The 15589-nt window shown below is 41.0% G+C and carries 19 protein-coding genes; 11 read left to right on the plus strand and 8 right to left on the minus strand.

Annotation, left to right across the window (positions count from 1 at the left end; genetic code table 11):
* The first annotated feature begins 313 nt into the window (after window positions 1-313).
* Complete coding sequence (locus M9R32_RS12930; protein WP_269927155.1) at window positions 314-1504, plus strand: glycine C-acetyltransferase; 1191 nt, start codon at window positions 314-316, stop codon at window positions 1502-1504.
* Window positions 1505-1587: 83 nt separating this feature from the next.
* Window positions 1588-2292: a DNA alkylation repair protein gene (locus tag M9R32_RS12935; protein WP_269927156.1), complete on the plus strand. Its 705-nt coding sequence runs from the start codon at window positions 1588-1590 to the stop codon at window positions 2290-2292.
* A gap of 186 nt (window positions 2293-2478) precedes the next feature.
* On the opposite strand, the gene M9R32_RS12940 is transcribed toward M9R32_RS12935, so the two are convergent.
* Entirely contained in the window at window positions 2479-3099 is a 621-nt protein-coding gene (locus M9R32_RS12940; protein ID WP_269927157.1) for a hypothetical protein, read from the minus strand.
* A 231-nt stretch (window positions 3100-3330) separates the two neighbouring features.
* Between M9R32_RS12940 and M9R32_RS12945 the strand changes: the two genes are divergently transcribed.
* On the plus strand, window positions 3331-4272 hold the full coding sequence (locus M9R32_RS12945) for an L-threonine 3-dehydrogenase (RefSeq protein ID WP_269927158.1): 942 nt from the start codon (window positions 3331-3333) through the stop codon (window positions 4270-4272).
* Between the two features lie 178 nt (window positions 4273-4450).
* Here M9R32_RS12945 and M9R32_RS12950 read toward each other — a convergent pair whose 3' ends face one another.
* The 3 genes from M9R32_RS12950 to M9R32_RS12960 form a co-directional block, all read right to left on the minus strand.
* Window positions 4451-5806 carry a YjiH family protein gene (locus tag M9R32_RS12950; RefSeq protein ID WP_269927159.1) on the minus strand — a complete coding sequence of 452 codons (1356 nt, stop codon included), beginning with the start codon at window positions 5804-5806 and terminating at the stop codon, window positions 4451-4453.
* A 171-nt stretch (window positions 5807-5977) separates the two neighbouring features.
* Window positions 5978-6673, minus strand: a complete 696-nt coding sequence (gene bshB2 / locus M9R32_RS12955; RefSeq protein ID WP_269927160.1) for a bacillithiol biosynthesis deacetylase BshB2 — start codon at window positions 6671-6673, stop codon at window positions 5978-5980.
* Window positions 6674-6688: 15 nt separating this feature from the next.
* Entirely contained in the window at window positions 6689-7039 is a 351-nt protein-coding gene (locus M9R32_RS12960) for a YojF family protein (protein WP_269927161.1), read from the minus strand.
* A gap of 198 nt (window positions 7040-7237) precedes the next feature.
* Between M9R32_RS12960 and M9R32_RS12965 the strand changes: the two genes are divergently transcribed.
* Both M9R32_RS12965 and M9R32_RS12970 read left to right on the plus strand, forming a co-directional pair.
* Entirely contained in the window at window positions 7238-8125 is an 888-nt protein-coding gene (locus tag M9R32_RS12965) for an ABC transporter permease subunit (protein ID WP_269927162.1), read from the plus strand.
* Window positions 8122-9147, plus strand: coding sequence for an ABC transporter permease (locus M9R32_RS12970; RefSeq protein ID WP_269927163.1), 1026 nt, complete (start codon window positions 8122-8124; stop codon window positions 9145-9147). The genes M9R32_RS12965 and M9R32_RS12970 overlap by 4 nt, the downstream gene beginning before the upstream one ends.
* Before the next feature lie 192 nt (window positions 9148-9339).
* Here the strand turns inward: M9R32_RS12970 and pdxK are convergent, their stop codons facing one another.
* Window positions 9340-10173 (minus strand): pyridoxine/pyridoxal/pyridoxamine kinase, encoded by an 834-nt coding sequence (gene pdxK / locus M9R32_RS12975; RefSeq protein WP_269927164.1) that lies wholly within the window; start codon window positions 10171-10173, stop codon window positions 9340-9342.
* A gap of 63 nt (window positions 10174-10236) precedes the next feature.
* Entirely contained in the window at window positions 10237-10497 is a 261-nt protein-coding gene (locus tag M9R32_RS12980; RefSeq protein ID WP_269927165.1) for a hypothetical protein, read from the minus strand.
* 115 nt (window positions 10498-10612) lie between these two features.
* On the opposite strand from M9R32_RS12980, the gene M9R32_RS12985 reads away from it, so the two are divergent.
* The 6 genes from M9R32_RS12985 to M9R32_RS13010 all read left to right on the plus strand — a co-directional run bounded on the left by M9R32_RS12985 (window position 10613) and on the right by M9R32_RS13010 (window position 14606).
* The gene (locus M9R32_RS12985; RefSeq protein WP_269927166.1) at window positions 10613-11359 is read left to right on the plus strand and encodes a DUF4230 domain-containing protein; all 747 of its coding nucleotides are present in this window, start codon (window positions 10613-10615) and stop codon (window positions 11357-11359) included.
* Window positions 11360-11364: 5 nt separating this feature from the next.
* The gene (locus M9R32_RS12990; RefSeq protein WP_269927190.1) at window positions 11365-12039 is read left to right on the plus strand and encodes a uracil-DNA glycosylase; all 675 of its coding nucleotides are present in this window, start codon (window positions 11365-11367) and stop codon (window positions 12037-12039) included.
* Window positions 12040-12104: 65 nt separating this feature from the next.
* On the plus strand, window positions 12105-12383 hold the full coding sequence (locus M9R32_RS12995) for a YwdI family protein (protein ID WP_269927191.1): 279 nt from the start codon (window positions 12105-12107) through the stop codon (window positions 12381-12383).
* A gap of 72 nt (window positions 12384-12455) precedes the next feature.
* Window positions 12456-12836 (plus strand): DUF423 domain-containing protein, encoded by a 381-nt coding sequence (locus tag M9R32_RS13000; protein WP_269927167.1) that lies wholly within the window; start codon window positions 12456-12458, stop codon window positions 12834-12836.
* A gap of 103 nt (window positions 12837-12939) precedes the next feature.
* Complete coding sequence (locus M9R32_RS13005; RefSeq protein WP_269927168.1) at window positions 12940-13452, plus strand: membrane lipoprotein lipid attachment site-containing protein; 513 nt, start codon at window positions 12940-12942, stop codon at window positions 13450-13452.
* 86 nt (window positions 13453-13538) lie between these two features.
* A complete protein-coding gene (locus M9R32_RS13010) occupies window positions 13539-14606 on the plus strand; it encodes a beta-carotene 15,15'-monooxygenase (RefSeq protein ID WP_269927169.1) in 1068 nt (355 codons plus the stop codon).
* A 187-nt stretch (window positions 14607-14793) separates the two neighbouring features.
* On the opposite strand, the gene gerQ is transcribed toward M9R32_RS13010, so the two are convergent.
* Both gerQ and M9R32_RS13020 read right to left on the minus strand, forming a co-directional pair.
* Window positions 14794-15135 carry a spore coat protein GerQ gene (gene gerQ / locus M9R32_RS13015; RefSeq protein WP_269927170.1) on the minus strand — a complete coding sequence of 114 codons (342 nt, stop codon included), beginning with the start codon at window positions 15133-15135 and terminating at the stop codon, window positions 14794-14796.
* A gap of 18 nt (window positions 15136-15153) precedes the next feature.
* Window positions 15154-15573 (minus strand): cell wall hydrolase, encoded by a 420-nt coding sequence (locus tag M9R32_RS13020; RefSeq protein WP_269927171.1) that lies wholly within the window; start codon window positions 15571-15573, stop codon window positions 15154-15156.
* Between the last annotated feature and the right edge of the window lie 16 nt (window positions 15574-15589).

Here is a 15589-nt window from a genome sequence, read left to right on the forward strand (position 1 = left end):
ACCTTTTTGATAGATTATTTTTATATTGAATACAACACGTCGAGGCGGGCTCATAATGAGCTCGCTTTTTTCTTGTAACACCAAGTTGACTTGAGCCTGATTTAAAAATAGAAGAATTATATTTATAAATTCTCAGAAAGATGGTTAAATCCTATAAATGGAACGATAACTAGTTTCAAACTAAAATTTCGTAGTGTCAGCACGTTGCGCTTTTCTAAAGCGCTTATGTTAAAATGGAAAAGATTATAATACACCAGCGATATGCCAATGATAGTGGTGTGGCACATAAATTCGCTTGAGAGGAAGATGCTTTTTGTCTAACGTATTAGATGCTTTTTTAGAAGAAAACCTACAAGAATTACGCGACCAAGGGTTATACAATGAAGTCGATCCAGTAGAAGGTCCGAATGGAGCAAAAATTCAAGTTCGAGGCAAAGAACTCATTAATTTATCATCAAATAACTATCTGGGATTGGCAACAAACGAAGAATTGAAACGCATAGCAAAAGAAACAATCGATAAATACGGCGTGGGTGCAGGTGCGGTTCGTTCAATCAACGGAACACTTGACCTTCACGTGAAGCTCGAAGAAAAGCTGGCTGAATTTAAAGGAACGGAAGCGGCAATTTCTTACCAATCCGGCTTTAACTGTAACATGGCTGCTATTTCAGCTGTTATGGATAAAAACGATGCCATTCTTTCAGATCAGTTGAACCATGCTTCGATTATTGATGGTTGCCGACTGTCTAAAGCGAAAATCATTGCCTACAAACATTCAGACATGGACGATTTACGTGCAAAAGCAAAAGAAGCACAAGAATCAGGTCTATATAACAAAGTCATGGTCATTACAGACGGCGTATTCTCAATGGATGGCGATATTGCGAAACTGCCTGAAATCGTGGAAATCGCTAAAGAATTTGATTTAATCACATACGTAGATGATGCACATGGATCAGGTGTTACGGGTAAAGGTAAAGGAACGGTTAAGCATTTCGGTTTGGAAAAAGACATCGACTTCCAAATGGGTACGTTGTCTAAAGCTGTGGGTGTAGTTGGCGGATATGTAGCGGGTAAACAATCGTTGATCGATTGGTTAAAAGTTCGTTCACGTCCATTCCTATTCTCAACAGCTGTGCCACCAGGTGACGTTGCCGCAATCACAGCTGCTTTGCAAATGATCATTGATTCTACAGAGCTTCACGACAAGCTTTGGGATAATGGTGATTATTTGAAAGCGGGACTTAAGAAATTAGGTTTCGATATCGGCGCTTCTGAAACGCCGATTACGCCATGTATTATTGGCGATGAAAAGCTGACGCAGCAATTCTCTAAACGACTGTTTGAAGAAGGCGTATATGCGAAAGCTATCGTTTTCCCAACTGTACAAAAAGGGACAGGCCGTGTTCGTAACATGCCAACTGCAGTCCATACGAAAGAAATGTTGGACGATGCACTTGCCATCTATGAAAAAGTTGGAAAAGAGCTTGGTGTAATTAAGTAAGACAGATGAACACTCGAATGTGTATAAGCGTTCGAGTGTTTTTTTGTATCGTAATTAAATACCAGCGATGGGGGGATGGGCTTGTGACGTATGAAGAAGTAATGGAGTATTTGAAGGAAGCAGGCACTGAGCAAACAAGAAAGACATTTATTAATCATGGAGCGACCGGTGACTTTTACGGAGTTAAGGTAGGAGACATGAAAAAAATCTTGAAGCATGTGAAGAAAGATCAGGAGTTGGCATTGAAGTTATACGACTCGGGGAATTCAGATGCTATGTACTTGGCAGGACTGGCCGTCGATCCAAAATTAATGACGAAAGAACAATTACAGTCATGGGTCAAAGCGGCCTATTGGTATATGCTATCTGAATACTCAGTTGCCTGGGTAGCGGCTGAAAGCCCGTTTGCTTTAGAACTGGCTAGAGAATGGATGCAATCCGACAATGAAATGATTGCATGTGCGGGGTGGAGCACTTATACGAATTACTTGACCTATGCAGGAGCAGGCGATTTGGATTTGGCTGAAATCTCTCGTTTGCTAGAAGAGATCAGAGTAGGCATTCACCAAGCACCGAACCGGATACGTTACGATATGAATGCTTTTGTTATCTCCGTTGGTGGGTACGTCCCGGAGTTGCGGGAAGATGCTCAACGAGTGGCAATGGAAATCGGCAAAGTCCATGTGGATATGGGAGGGACAGCTTGTAAAGTCCCTCTTGCTTTTGACTACATTGAAAAAGTCATTGCACGCGGTGAGCCAAAAAAGAAAAAAACAGTGAGATGTTAAAAGCTTGAATAATGGAAGGACCTCGACGCAGCAAGACGCGTCGAGGTTTTTCTGTTTGAGATAGGAAATTATTCAAACGAATGATAATTCATTGCAACTTTCTCGATTTCGTTGCAAAAACCAATTATCTCTTAATTTATCTCACAAAAAAACACGCGGCTCTAATTCCGCGTGGCTTCAGCTGATTTATAAATGCTTATGAGAGTGAACGACCATGTATTTTTGAATGCCGCGTGAAGTATCGATTGCTTTTTGATGTTCTTCTTCAGCCAATTTTAAATTTCCTTCATTTTTTATAAGGAAAGAATTCATGGCGTGGGTCATCCAAGGCTTATCGAAAGAATCCATATAACGTTTCGCTTCTTCATTGTCGCCTTGTTTAGCAGCTACATAGGCCAGATAATAAGCGCGTAAAGGGGCTTTCGATATTTTTTCTGCACTTGCGCGTGCTGCATCATAGTCACGATTGATTAAGTCGAGAATCGTTGAATACACTTGCTGGATAATCGGCATTCTATGTTTAGCTAATATGGCATGCACACTTTCTACAACTTCCGTCCGATTACCTTGAGCCAACGCAAGTGGAAAGGCCATTATCGGTTTTTTGTGATTTGCTTGCAAAAATTTTTCTATTTTCTTTAAATCATTCGTCCAATATACAGCGTTTAACTGCATGAAAGAAAAAGGGAGAATGACTGCTGCAAACACAATCAACATGATAAGCCAAAAGGGATACTCTAGAAAAGCTAGTACAAGTGTCACAATAAACACCAAACTATACATGATGGCAAGATACTTAAAATTCATATGCAAACTTCCTTTTTTTCTATAACTATACCAAATGTTACGTGGGAACTATATGGATTTAAAGAGAAATTGGGTAAAACGATTCAAGAAACTTTGGCGTGATGAGTATTGTACTTTCCGAATGAACACACTATAATGAATACTGATTAAAATCATTCATATCAACGTTTTATTAATATAATATGTATTTCTGAGAAGGACAATTGTTTATTTGACGAGGAGGAAATTCAATTGAAAAAAATTATGATTACCGGTGCTTTAGGGCAAATTGGTTCAGAACTGATCACCAAACTACGTGAAATATACGGAGCAGATAATGTGTTAGCGACTGATATTCGCAAAACGGATTCACCAGTTGTCGAAAACGGTCCTTTTGAATTGCTGGATGTAATGGATGCAGAACGCATGCACACACTTGCGAAAGACTTTGGTGCAGACACAATGATGCATATGGCTGCCTTGCTATCAGCTACAGCTGAAGCAAAACCATTGCTAGCATGGAATTTAAATATGGGCGGTTTAGTGAATGCACTTGAAACGTCACGCGAACTCGGACTTCAATTCTTTACCCCAAGTTCAATCGGCGCATTCGGTCCATCGACTCCAAAGAAAAATACGCCACAAGATACATTGCAACGTCCAACTACTATGTACGGTGTAAACAAAGTATCAGGTGAATTGCTATGTGATTACTATTTCCACAAGTTTGGTGTCGATACTCGCGGAGTTCGTTTCCCTGGATTGATTTCATACGTAACGCCTCCAGGTGGCGGAACGACTGACTATGCCGTTGATATTTATTACAAAGCACTAGCAGATGGGAAGTATACATCGTATATCGACCAAGGTACATATATGGATATGATGTATATGCCGGATGCACTGCAAGCAATTATAGATTTAATGGAAGCGGATGCGTCTAAACTCGAGCACCGCAATGCCTTTAATGTGACGGCGATGAGTTTTGAGCCGGAACAAATTGCTGCATCCATTCGCAAGCACATTCCTGGTTTTGAGTTGTCGTATGATGTGGATCCAGTCCGTCAAGCAATTGCCAACAGCTGGCCGGATAGCATTGATGCAACGGCTGCAAAAGACGAGTGGGGCTTCAAAGCACAATACGACCTTGATTCAATGACAGCAGACATGCTGGCTAAACTGGCGAAAAAATAAAACTTGAAAAGCTGACGTTTCCTAGAGAGGGAAGCGTCAGCTTTTTAAATGTCTTGTAAGAATCTGTTTGAGAAAGTTACACTTTTCTTCTTTCAAGCGCATGTCTAATTCAGCCACTTCACTAAAAAAATCTGCCTCTAAACCGCAATCAATACGGTAAAGAGACAGCTTTTATTAATTAAAATAGTAAATGAGCGACACCTGCAATGATTGGCAATGCAATCACGGTGCGCAGCAAGAAAATCACAACTAAGTCAAGGAAGTTAACAGGGATTTTTGAACCAAGTAACAAACCACCGACTTCAGACATGTAAATTAACTGAGTAACTGATGTCGCCGCAATAACAAAACGAGTCATTTCAGATTCAATCATTTGACCGCCTAAAATAGCAGGAAGGAACATGTCCGCAAAACCAACAACCATTGTTTGTGCAGCTTGAGCGGCTTCAGGAACACCTAGAACCATTAACAACGGCTCAAATGGTTTTCCTAACCAAACAAATAAATCTGTGTAAGTTGCAAGAATTAATGCAATCGTACCAAAAGCCATAACGACCGGTGCAACACCCATCCACATATCCAACACGTTTTTTAATCCATCTGAAAGGAATTTCGTGATTGAACGGTTTTTATCAGCCGTTGTCAAAGCGTTTTCCAACCCGTGACTTACAACGTTATAGCCTTCAGGTAATGTTTCTGCATGCTCATCATATGGACGACCGTCGATGTATTCATCAGGCTTGCGAGACAAAGGGTAAATGCGAGGCATGATAAATGCCAACACAACGCCAGCTCCTACGACCGTTCCATAGAATGGAAGGAAATAGCTGCCAAGTCCAAGTTCTTCAAGAACAACAATCGAAAACGTAATCGACACGACAGAGAACGTAGTACCAATAATGGCTGCTTCTTTCTTCGTGTAGAATCCTTCTTCATACTGCTTGCTCGTTAATAAAACACCGATTGTGCCATCACCAATCCAAGAAGCAAGCGCGTCAATGGAAGAGCGGCCAGGTAATTTGAAAAGAGGGCGCATGATTTTTACCATCATCGTTCCGAAAAACTCCAGAAGACCGAAGTTTAGAAGGAGTGGTAAAAGCAATCCTGCAAATAAGAAAATGGTAAACAGGAATGATAGTAATCCAGTTGGAGACAACAATAATCCACCTGTATCCTCGCTTCTTATAGCTTCAGGTCCAACATTCGCAACGACCATGACTGCAAAAATTGCCCCAACGATTCGAACGATTGTCCAGAACCAATTCACTCGGAACAGTTTTTCGAAAAAAGTCTGTTCTTCAGGGTTAGAATCTTTCTTAAATTGATAAATCAGGGATCCGATTGCTGCTAAAATCATAACAATGGTAACGGTCCAAGGCATGATTGGTTCTACAAATTTAGCGACTTCATTAGCCAATATGGCAACAGGAATCTTCCATTCGCCGTCGATTTTGAATGGAATCATGAATAAGAATATTCCAATAATTGATGGTATTAAGAATAATAACCATGTAGATAAAGAAAACTTCTTCAAAATTGAACCCTCCTAATATGTATAATTATTCAGTTTATTATTCTTTAGTAATAATACTTGCCACGATTGAAAAAGTCCACCTTTGTTTTTATTCCTTATAGTTTGCCATTATAAACAGGAAAAATCCTGAAGCCTCCACGTTATATGGAATCTTCAGGATTTTATAAGAAGTTAAAATGAGTCTTCGAAGTCTTCATGCCAGCGATAATTGAAGAAACGCTCATAGGTAAACCAGTTTTCCGTTTCAGGTTCTCCTGCAGCCAACCGTTTGTCCATTTCTGCGAGCATCCATGCTGTTTGGGAAATGTGGGCGCGCATTGCACCCATCTTTTGATCGCGCACTTCCTGAATATCATGGATGACATCAGGTTCACCTAATTCGTCTTTGGTGTTATTCGCAAATGCAACTGCATACAATTTCGGACGTAAAGTTTCCTCCATGCGGCGAACAGCACGTACAACCGCTCGAGCAGTCGCTTCATGATCTGGATGCACTGCATAATTCGGATAAAACGTAATGATAAGAGATGGATTTGTTTCTTCAATCAGCTTCGTCATCATTTGGACCATTTCTTCATCGTCTTCAAATTCAACCGTTTTATCACGTAAACCCATCATTCGAAGGTCAGTTAAACCCATCGCTTGTGCAGAAGCAAGCAATTCCTGTTTACGGATATGTGGTAAGGACTCCCGAGTTGCAAAAGGGGGATTTCCTAAATTACGTCCCATTTCCCCAAGTGTCAAACATGCATAAGTAACCGGAATCCCTTGTTTGATATACATGGAGATCGTCCCGGAAACGCCAAATGCTTCATCATCTGGATGAGGAAATACAACGAGTACGTGTCTTTCTTGTGCTAAAGTCATGTGATTTCCTCCTTCTTAATACGTAAATGGCGTTTCGCTAATTTGAAGCGCTACTGCCAATTTTCCTGATTGATCGTGACCGGCCATCAATAAACGACCGTATTCATCCAATTCGTAATGCGTGATGCCTTGCGCATACACCCAGCCATGTGGCAACTTCAAGCCCACACGATGAGGACTGTCGCCCGCAACTTTTCCTAATTCGTATTTCACGACAATATTACGAATGAATGCACCAGCATTAAACACAGTCTCATCAAAATGAGATGCATAAGCACCATTTGTCGTTTCCAAATGTAGATAAACATCTTTATCAGCAAAGGAATTCAATAATTCCTGTAACTTCCCGACTTGAACAACTTCCATTAGACTTCCTCCTATTTACAGTAAAACTTATAACCATAAGTATAGTGAATTCTGCTGATTTTTGCGATTAGCTTGCCTTGCGGAGTTTAAAATGGCTTGATTGATGAGATTCACTCGTGTGAAATTTCTTCGTTTCACGAAAAGATTATATGGTATTATCAAACTATCTGATTTTTAAGACAACAGGAGGATGGTCATATGAAAAGAATTCTGCTGTGGAGTATCCAGTTCCTAGCTGCGTTTTTTAGTATTTTGCTCTTAAGTGGTGCACCCGTACTCATCACAGGCTTTCAACAAGGGAAATTATTATGGAATGAATACATAGAAACAATAAAGTTACATGTAACCTCACTTATGAATCTACGTGAGTTAAGTGTGGATTATTATGTGGGACGAGGGGAAATGCGGCAAGTACCTGTATTTCCACAACTCTTGGAAAATATAACGTATTCGCTGCAGTTATTATTTTTGGCATTGGTTACGGCGGTGGTGTTTGCGTTAATCGGCACATTCATCACCATGCTATTACGTGAAAAAGCTCGTGCACGCGTTAAACTATTCTTTTATTTTCTGGAATCTTTGCCCGACATCCTGATTATCTTACTTGCCCAATTGTTCGTCGTCATTATCTTCCAACAGACAGGGATCTTGGTGTCCAAGATTGCGGTTATTGGAGACGATCGTATTTACTGGCTTCCGGTTTTGTGTCTCATGATTTTACCGATGATTCAACTCTACCGTTTGAGCATGCTGACATTTGAAGCAGAAGAGCGAACCATGTATGTGGAACTGGCGAAATCATTAGGCTTCGGTAAGGCATTCATCTTGTTTATGCACATTTTCCGCAATGCCATCGTCAGTGTGTTTTTCCAATCGAAAAAAACGATGTGGTTTATGCTATCCAATCTCTTTATTCTGGAACTAATGTTTAATATTCCAGGCGTTATGTTGTACATGTTCGAAAACTTGAGCGGTACGTTGTTTTTAGTGACCATCATGAGTTTCTTCCTGCCGATTTTCATTTTGTATAGCCTTGGGGAGTGGTACTTTATTCATCGTTTGAAAAGGGGAGGTGTCGTAGGATGAAGTCTGTATGGCGACAGCCCTTATTTCTGCTAGGTTTCGGTATCATTTCATTCTTTTTAGTGGGAAGCTTTGTTTACGAATGGATTTTTGGGAACGTTCCAAAACAAACATTTTTCATCGAAGAAAATGGTCGCGCCGTGGAAGGTCCACCGATTTCACCGAAATGGATGCATCCGCTCGGAACAGACCAATTCGGCTACGATATGTTTGGGAAAATCATGATTGGTGCCAAATACACCATACTGGCAGCTATGGCAGTTGCCGCGTTGCGTATGTTGATTGCCATTCCATTAGGTTTTGCGCTAGGGACATATTTGCAACGTCAACGGTCGTGGATTAATGGTCTAATTGATCCGATTCATTATGTACCCATGACGATATTCGCTGTCATCTTGTTAACACCCGTTCTGTGGATGCCCCAAGAAGGATTCTCGACAACTCTTACGGAGAGATTAGTCATTCAAGTTGTCATCATGGCAATCATGACGGTGCCGATTGTGGCAGCTTTGATTGGCAATGAAACGAACCTGTTGTACCACCAGGAATATATCTTGGCGGCACGTACTTTAGGCGCCAGTCGTAGACGCTTGATTATCCGTCATTTATTCCCGCAAATGCGCGAAAAAATGTTGGTTCTTTACGGACAGCAAGTAGTTGAATCCCTGATTGTCTTTGCCCATTTAGGGATGCTCCAATTGTTTTTAGGTGGAACAGATGTTGACTACGACCCGATGTTTGCCGATCCCCCAAGATCCATTTCATACGAGTGGGCAGGGCTTTTCGGAAACTCATTTAGATATCTCCAAGGCGCGCCATGGTTGCCACTAGGACCAGCCATCAGTTTTGCTCTTGTTATTTTGGCCATTGCCGCCATGATTGAAGGCTATACTCGCGCAACGAACGGTCAAGTAACATTACCAAAACGCAAGCGTATGGCTTTTGTTTCAGAAGAAACCGTCGACTGGAATCAGCAGCAACTTAGAGAAAAAATGATCCTTTTACAAAAAGAAGCAAGAAGATGAAGTGAACGCCACCCAAAGAGCTGGGAATAGCTTATGGGTGGCGTTTTTTTGTTAGTGTGGGCAAATGTGGTTTGAACGATAGTTGGCCAATTTCAACGAAATGCTTGATTTGTCCAACGAACTGTCCGCTTATCCTAAAGCCCATCAAAAAACCACCCGCCCATAAAGGACGAGTGGCTATTTTTATCAATATTAAACTTCTGAAGTTGTAACTTCTGGTGCGCCGAAGCGGTTTTTCGCTCCGTGCATCACTGGTCCAACGTATTCGTTCAGCTTCCAGCCGTTTGCGATAGCAGCAGATACGAATTTCTTCGCTTCCAATACTGATTCATTTACAGGAAGACCGTTCGCTAAGTTTGCAGTTACTGCAGCCGCGAATGTACAGCCGGCTCCGTGATTGTATGATGTGTCTGTTTTTTCTGATTCAAGCAAAGTGAATGTTGAACCATCAAAGAATAAATCTACGGCTTTTTCATGTTGTAATTGCTTGCCGCCTTTAATAACTACATTTTTCGCGCCGGCTTCATGAATCTTTTCAGCTGCACGTTTCATGTCTTCAATCGTTGTTAAATTTCCAAGGCCTGAAAGTTGTCCTGCTTCGAATAAGTTCGGGGTAACAACTAATGCACGTGGTAATAAGGATGCGACCATTGCTTCCACATTTTCTGGGAAAAGGGCTTCGTCTTCACCTTTACATACAAGAACCGGGTCAATAACAACGTTTTCTAAACCAGAGCGATCGATTGCTTCAGCGGCTGTTTTAATAATCTCGACAGTTGGCAGCATTCCCGTTTTAATGGCATCGACACCAGTAGAAAGAGCTGTTTTCAATTGTGCTTCTAATGTTTCTACTGGAATTGGATGAATTCCGTGGCTCCAGCCTTTGTCAGGATCCATTGTCACGATAACAGTCAGGGCATTCATGCCGTAAGTGCCGTGCTCTTGGAATGTTTTTAAATCTGCTTGTATGCCTGCGCCGCCTGAAGTATCTGATCCAGCGATTGTTAATGTTTTTTTCAAAGACATAAATGGATTCCTCATTTCAATAAGTATCTGTGTCTATCGTATCAAAAAATCACAATAATTCAATTACGGAAGCTTATCCGCCCGCATGAGCTGAATCGAAATAAAGGCTAATCCTAGCGTGAAAATGAGCGAGAATCCTCCAGCCACCCAGTAACGTTGTGAAAGAAGTCCAAAACTGATAAAAGCGAATAACAATACAACGAGTAACATCCCTATAGTAAAGCATCCAAATCCGAGAGTTTTAGCACGTTCAGGTACTTGGCTTTCTTCTTTTGTCGAACGCTCGACTTCGCGCATTTTTTCTCGCCACTGATAATCCGCCATTCACATCACCTCTAAAAATATCCTATCACTCGTCTGAAGGTTGTACAATTTGGAAATTTCCACTATTGTAAACGTAATACAATCTTTGACTAATATAGTAGAAAAGAGGAGAATAATGTCAAAAAATCAGCGAATAAAAGAGATTGAAAAATTGCTAGAAGAATTAAAAGCGCAAGATGAAATAGCGGTTACGCTAGAAAGTGTTCAGCCACGTTCATCGGGATTTGGGCAATCCGGCACACTTTTCAAGTCCATATGGAAACGAAAAATGCTGTGGTTCATTACAGCATTAATCGTCCTCGTTGTTTCTGTTCCATTTATCACTTTATGGGCGATTAAAGGCAGTACATTCACAGAAAATAAAGGGGCTTTTTTGGTGCGAATTCAAGCGATAAATGAACTCGCAACAGCAGAGGCTTACACGAAAGCTATAATTAAAAGACAGGACAATAAGATTTTTGGACAAGAAATCGGCCTCGACCTACTAGGGACGAAACGTCAGTTATTGGTCGTTATTCCTGGTTCAGTGAAAGCGGGCATTGATTTCTCAAAGGTTGAAGCGGAAGATATTGTACTTGATGAAGAAGCTAAAACAGCTACGCTAACATTGCCAAAAGCAGAATTTTTAGGTGGACCTGAAATGTTCTTCGATCAAGTCGAAGTGTTTTCAGCTGAAGGTTTGTTACGAGAAAAACCCGATATTGCCGAAGGTTACGAACTGGCAACTGAAGCGAAAGAAATGATAATGAAAGAAACGAAGGAACAAGGGGTGCTGCAACTGGCCGAAGAAAATGCCGCACGGTCGGTTTCTGAAATGTTTTCGTTGGTGGGGTATGATGTAACCGTCGAATTTGAGGAGTGAGTATTCTGGATAAAAAGATATTTGATAACGACTGGCAACAAGTTCTTGAAACTGAATTCGACAAACCGTACTACTTAAAACTACGCGAATTTTTAAAAGACCAATATGCACATGAAACCGTCTATCCGCCAATGGATGATCTATGGAGTGCATTCAAAGAAACTTCTTTTGAAGATGTGAAAGTAGTGATTGTCGGGCAGGATCCTTATCACGGTGCTGGACAAGCACACGGCATGAGCTTTTCAGTCAAACCAGGAATCAAGCATCCGCCAAGTCTTCGAAATATGTTAAAAGAGCTCCAAGATGACATAGGTTGCGAGATTCCTAAAGACGGTACGTTGACAAAATGGGCGAGCCAAGGCGTTTTCTTATTGAATACAGTCCTAACAGTGCGAGCAGGTGCTGCACATTCTCACAAAGGTCAAGGCTGGGAACTCTTTACAGATGAAGTCATCCGTAAACTTTCGGAGAGGGAAAAGCCTGTTGTATTCGTGTTATGGGGAAGACCTGCACAATTGAAACGGAAGTTAATTGATACGTCCAGACATGCCATCATTGAATCCGTCCACCCAAGTCCTCTTAGTGCCCATCGGGGATTCTTTGGGAGTAAGCCGTATTCCAAAATAAATGAACAACTTTCACACTGGGGATTAGACCCGATAGACTTTTGTTTAAAGTAGATTTCATGGTAAAGTGTAGTCTGACAAGAACATCAGCAAAAGGAGAGTGACCTAACGTGATTCCAATGAGTCGAGTTGTCACCGAAATCGAGAAACATGTCGCACTGGCAAAAGGTAGAGGTGACGAACAAAGCATCCGTGAATCCCTGGTCGCGATTCGAGCTTTATGTGATGTGGCATTAACTGAACAAACTGAAGTTAAGCAACAAGTCGTACCGATTCAATATGCACAACCCGTGCAACAAGTGCCCACGGTCCAACCAACTTCATCCATGCCATCCATCTCAGCTGGCGAGCGCATGAAAGAAGACGATGCGAACGGTGACTCGTTGTTTGATTTTTAATTTCTGAGCGTTTTTATAAGGAGTACGAAGAGCTAATTTAGCGGACTAACACATATGAAAGAAGGAATACTTATGCCATTTTTTATCATAGCAGGTGCCATTAATGCGTTTTTGGCCGTTGCGTTTGGAGCTTTTGGTGCCCATGCACTGAAAGAAAAACTATCTGAAAAGTACTTAGCAATCTGGGAAACAGCAGTTCAATACCAGATGTATCATGCGATTGGACTAATCGTCATTGGAATTCTGATGAGCACAAATATCATTGGAAATGTGTCACAGCTTAGCTGGGCAGGCTATTTAATGTTAGCTGGCATTGTGATTTTCTCTGGATCACTATATGTATTAAGCTTGAGTGGTATCGGTGTTTTGGGTGCCATCACACCAATCGGCGGCGTAGCATTCCTTGCAGCCTGGGTTCTTGTGATTGTCGCAGTAGTTAAACATATGAACTAAAAAAGTGCGTCCTTCTAAACGAAGGGCGCTTTTTTGTTGGATAAAATATGTAACGAAAATACCGACGAAACGGTCTAATGTTTTAGAGATAGGGGGAAAAGCTTTGAAAAAAATCATCATCTTTACCACTTTAATCGTACTTCTTAGTGCATGCAGTCAAGCCAGTATTCAGGAACCGAAATTCGAAGATTTGAAAAATCATGTACATATTGTAAAAAGTGCTACCGATGAAGGTCTGTTCGTAAACCACACATCTTATCAATATAAAGAAAATGTAAAATTGAGAACCAAACAAGGAGATAAAATTGAACCATCTGATATTCAAGCAGGGAGCTTAATTGAATATAAGGATACAGGAATGGTGATGGAGTCTTATCCGAGTCAGGGGACAATCAAGTCAGTTACTTTATATGACGATCAGCTTAGTAGGAAAATCGAAAAGGGAATTGCCCATTTCTTAACTGAAGATGCAAATAACGAAACGATCGGTTACAAACTTGTAGCACTTGAGAATGATTTGCTCACCATTGAGTTTACGGATTACTTTGATACCGAAAAAGTTTATTCGGCCACAATTAATTTGGAGTCGTTGGAATTTGAAGTAACGCCACTTTAAAGGTAGAAAGATTCATCATTCGTTCAAATAATCAATCCTTAAAATACCCATAAAATGGTATAATTGAATCAAAAAGTGGTGAGAAAATGGTTGCAAAACGTCTATCGAGAAATCAAGTCATTCTGTTCACTTTCTTAGTGCTTATCTTGCTATCCAATTTCGCTTTATACCGAACACCTAGCATTCCGATTTCCATCAATGACGAGACCCAGTGGGTGGTTTTAGGCTCTCTGATCGACTTGGCCATTATTGCCCCGATTATTATCTTGTTTCTTACACGTCATAAAGGAATTACTTTGAAGAGATTTATTCCCTTAATGGCAATTGGATTAATTGCATCGAACTTTTTCATTCCTAAAATGTATTTTCAACATCTTCAAATCATTGCTTATATTGGTATTGCATACGAAATTATTCTATTTGGTATGGAGCTTTTCCTGGTTGTGCTTTTGATTCGTCATATTTCTGCCATTCGAAGGGATACAAAAAATTCGGATTACCCATGGTTGTTTGCGTTTCCAGCGGCTGTTAAAAAGCGAGTGGGGGATCATGTTCTAATTCGAATTCTCATTTCTGAAATGATAATGCTGGTATATGCTTTCGGGTCTTGGCGAAACAAGCAGGTGGCCGAATCCAACTCTTTTACTCTTCATAAAAACTCGAGTGTGATTGCCTTTTACGCTATGCTCATCCATGCCATCGTTTTTGAATCTATCGGATTCCATTGGTTCCTTCACGAAAAATCATTTTTACTTTCCATCGTTCTGTTGATTTTGAATATCTACACCGTCGTGTATTTCATTGGAGAAATTCAAGCCATTCGTTTAAATCCATTACGTTTTCATAAAGATGGACTCTCGGTTTCCTTGGGATTGACGAAAAAAATCTTTATCCCTTATGTAGACATTAAGCAACATCAATGGGGTAAGGCGCTCATTCCATCGAAAGAAACACTTGAGTTCATCGCAAACGATCTGGAAAAACAACCGCCTCACGTCATTCTTACATTTTACAAACCACTTGAAGCAACCATGTTCATGGGGATGAAAAAAGAATTTACCCATGTGGCCATCCGGGTAGATGAGCCGGAGAGATTAAAATCCAAATTTGAAGAACAAATGGTGAAATGGTCAGTTGAAAACCATCATGAATAAACAAAAAAATGCCCTTCCAAGTTACAAAGTGGAAGGGCATTTTAAAATGGTATGAACAATAAGTGCAAAGTTGGAAAATACGCACGCAAAGTAGGAAATATCATGTCCCAAGTTGAGTGAAATTCATCCCAAGTTGGAAACGAGACGTCCTAGGTTGGTTGCCTAATCCCAATTTCTTTCACCGGTGTTAAAAGTAATTAATTTCTTCATCAAACGTTACATAATCCAAATAAATCAATGGAATCAAATAACGTTTTCCGGTACCTGGCTCACTGACAATCAAATGATCGCGGCCCGCTGCTTCGATGATGCCTTTTACTACTTTAGCGTTCCATTCACGGTTGTTCTCAAACGTTAAATAGACAGTCGCAAGCTTGCCTTTGTTTAAGCGTAAGATGTTTTCAATGTAGGATTCTTCACCACCTGGTGGGCGTCCACTTGCAGGAATTTGTGGAGGCAGCATTTGTTGTGGCTGTTGTGGCTGTTGCATTTGTTGTGCATAAGCAGGGTTCCAATAATATTGTACCAAGAAATCATCCTTTCCAAATTAGAGGTTTGGGCAATCTTGGCTACTCGGCGCAAAGAAACAATGCGACTTGTAGCGACCTGTGTTCGGTTGGTTATACCATGTGGCAGGACAACCTCCCGGAGGTTCGAAAAACCATAACGAGCGTGTGCCTGGGTCAAAACGTTCACCAGCGATTACGCGACGGGCAAGTGCCTTGTCTTGTTCACGGGCACGTTGATAGAAATAAGATTTGGTTGTCGCTTCAAATCCACCAGGGCTTTGAAAAACCATTTGCTGCACGTTGCGAATATTCTTGAAATCAAGACACGCCGCACGTACTCGATTCACACCGACATTTCCAACCAAAAGCATTCCTTGCTTCCCATCACCTTCAGCCTCAGCACGCATTAATCGAGCAAGCGTTTCGATATCTTTTTCAGTTGCGCGGATTACCGCCACAGCACAACCTCCTCGC

The sequence above is a fragment of the Paenisporosarcina quisquiliarum genome (assembly GCF_027563315.1).
Taxonomy (GTDB): Bacteria; Bacillota; Bacilli; order Bacillales_A; family Planococcaceae; genus Paenisporosarcina; species Paenisporosarcina quisquiliarum.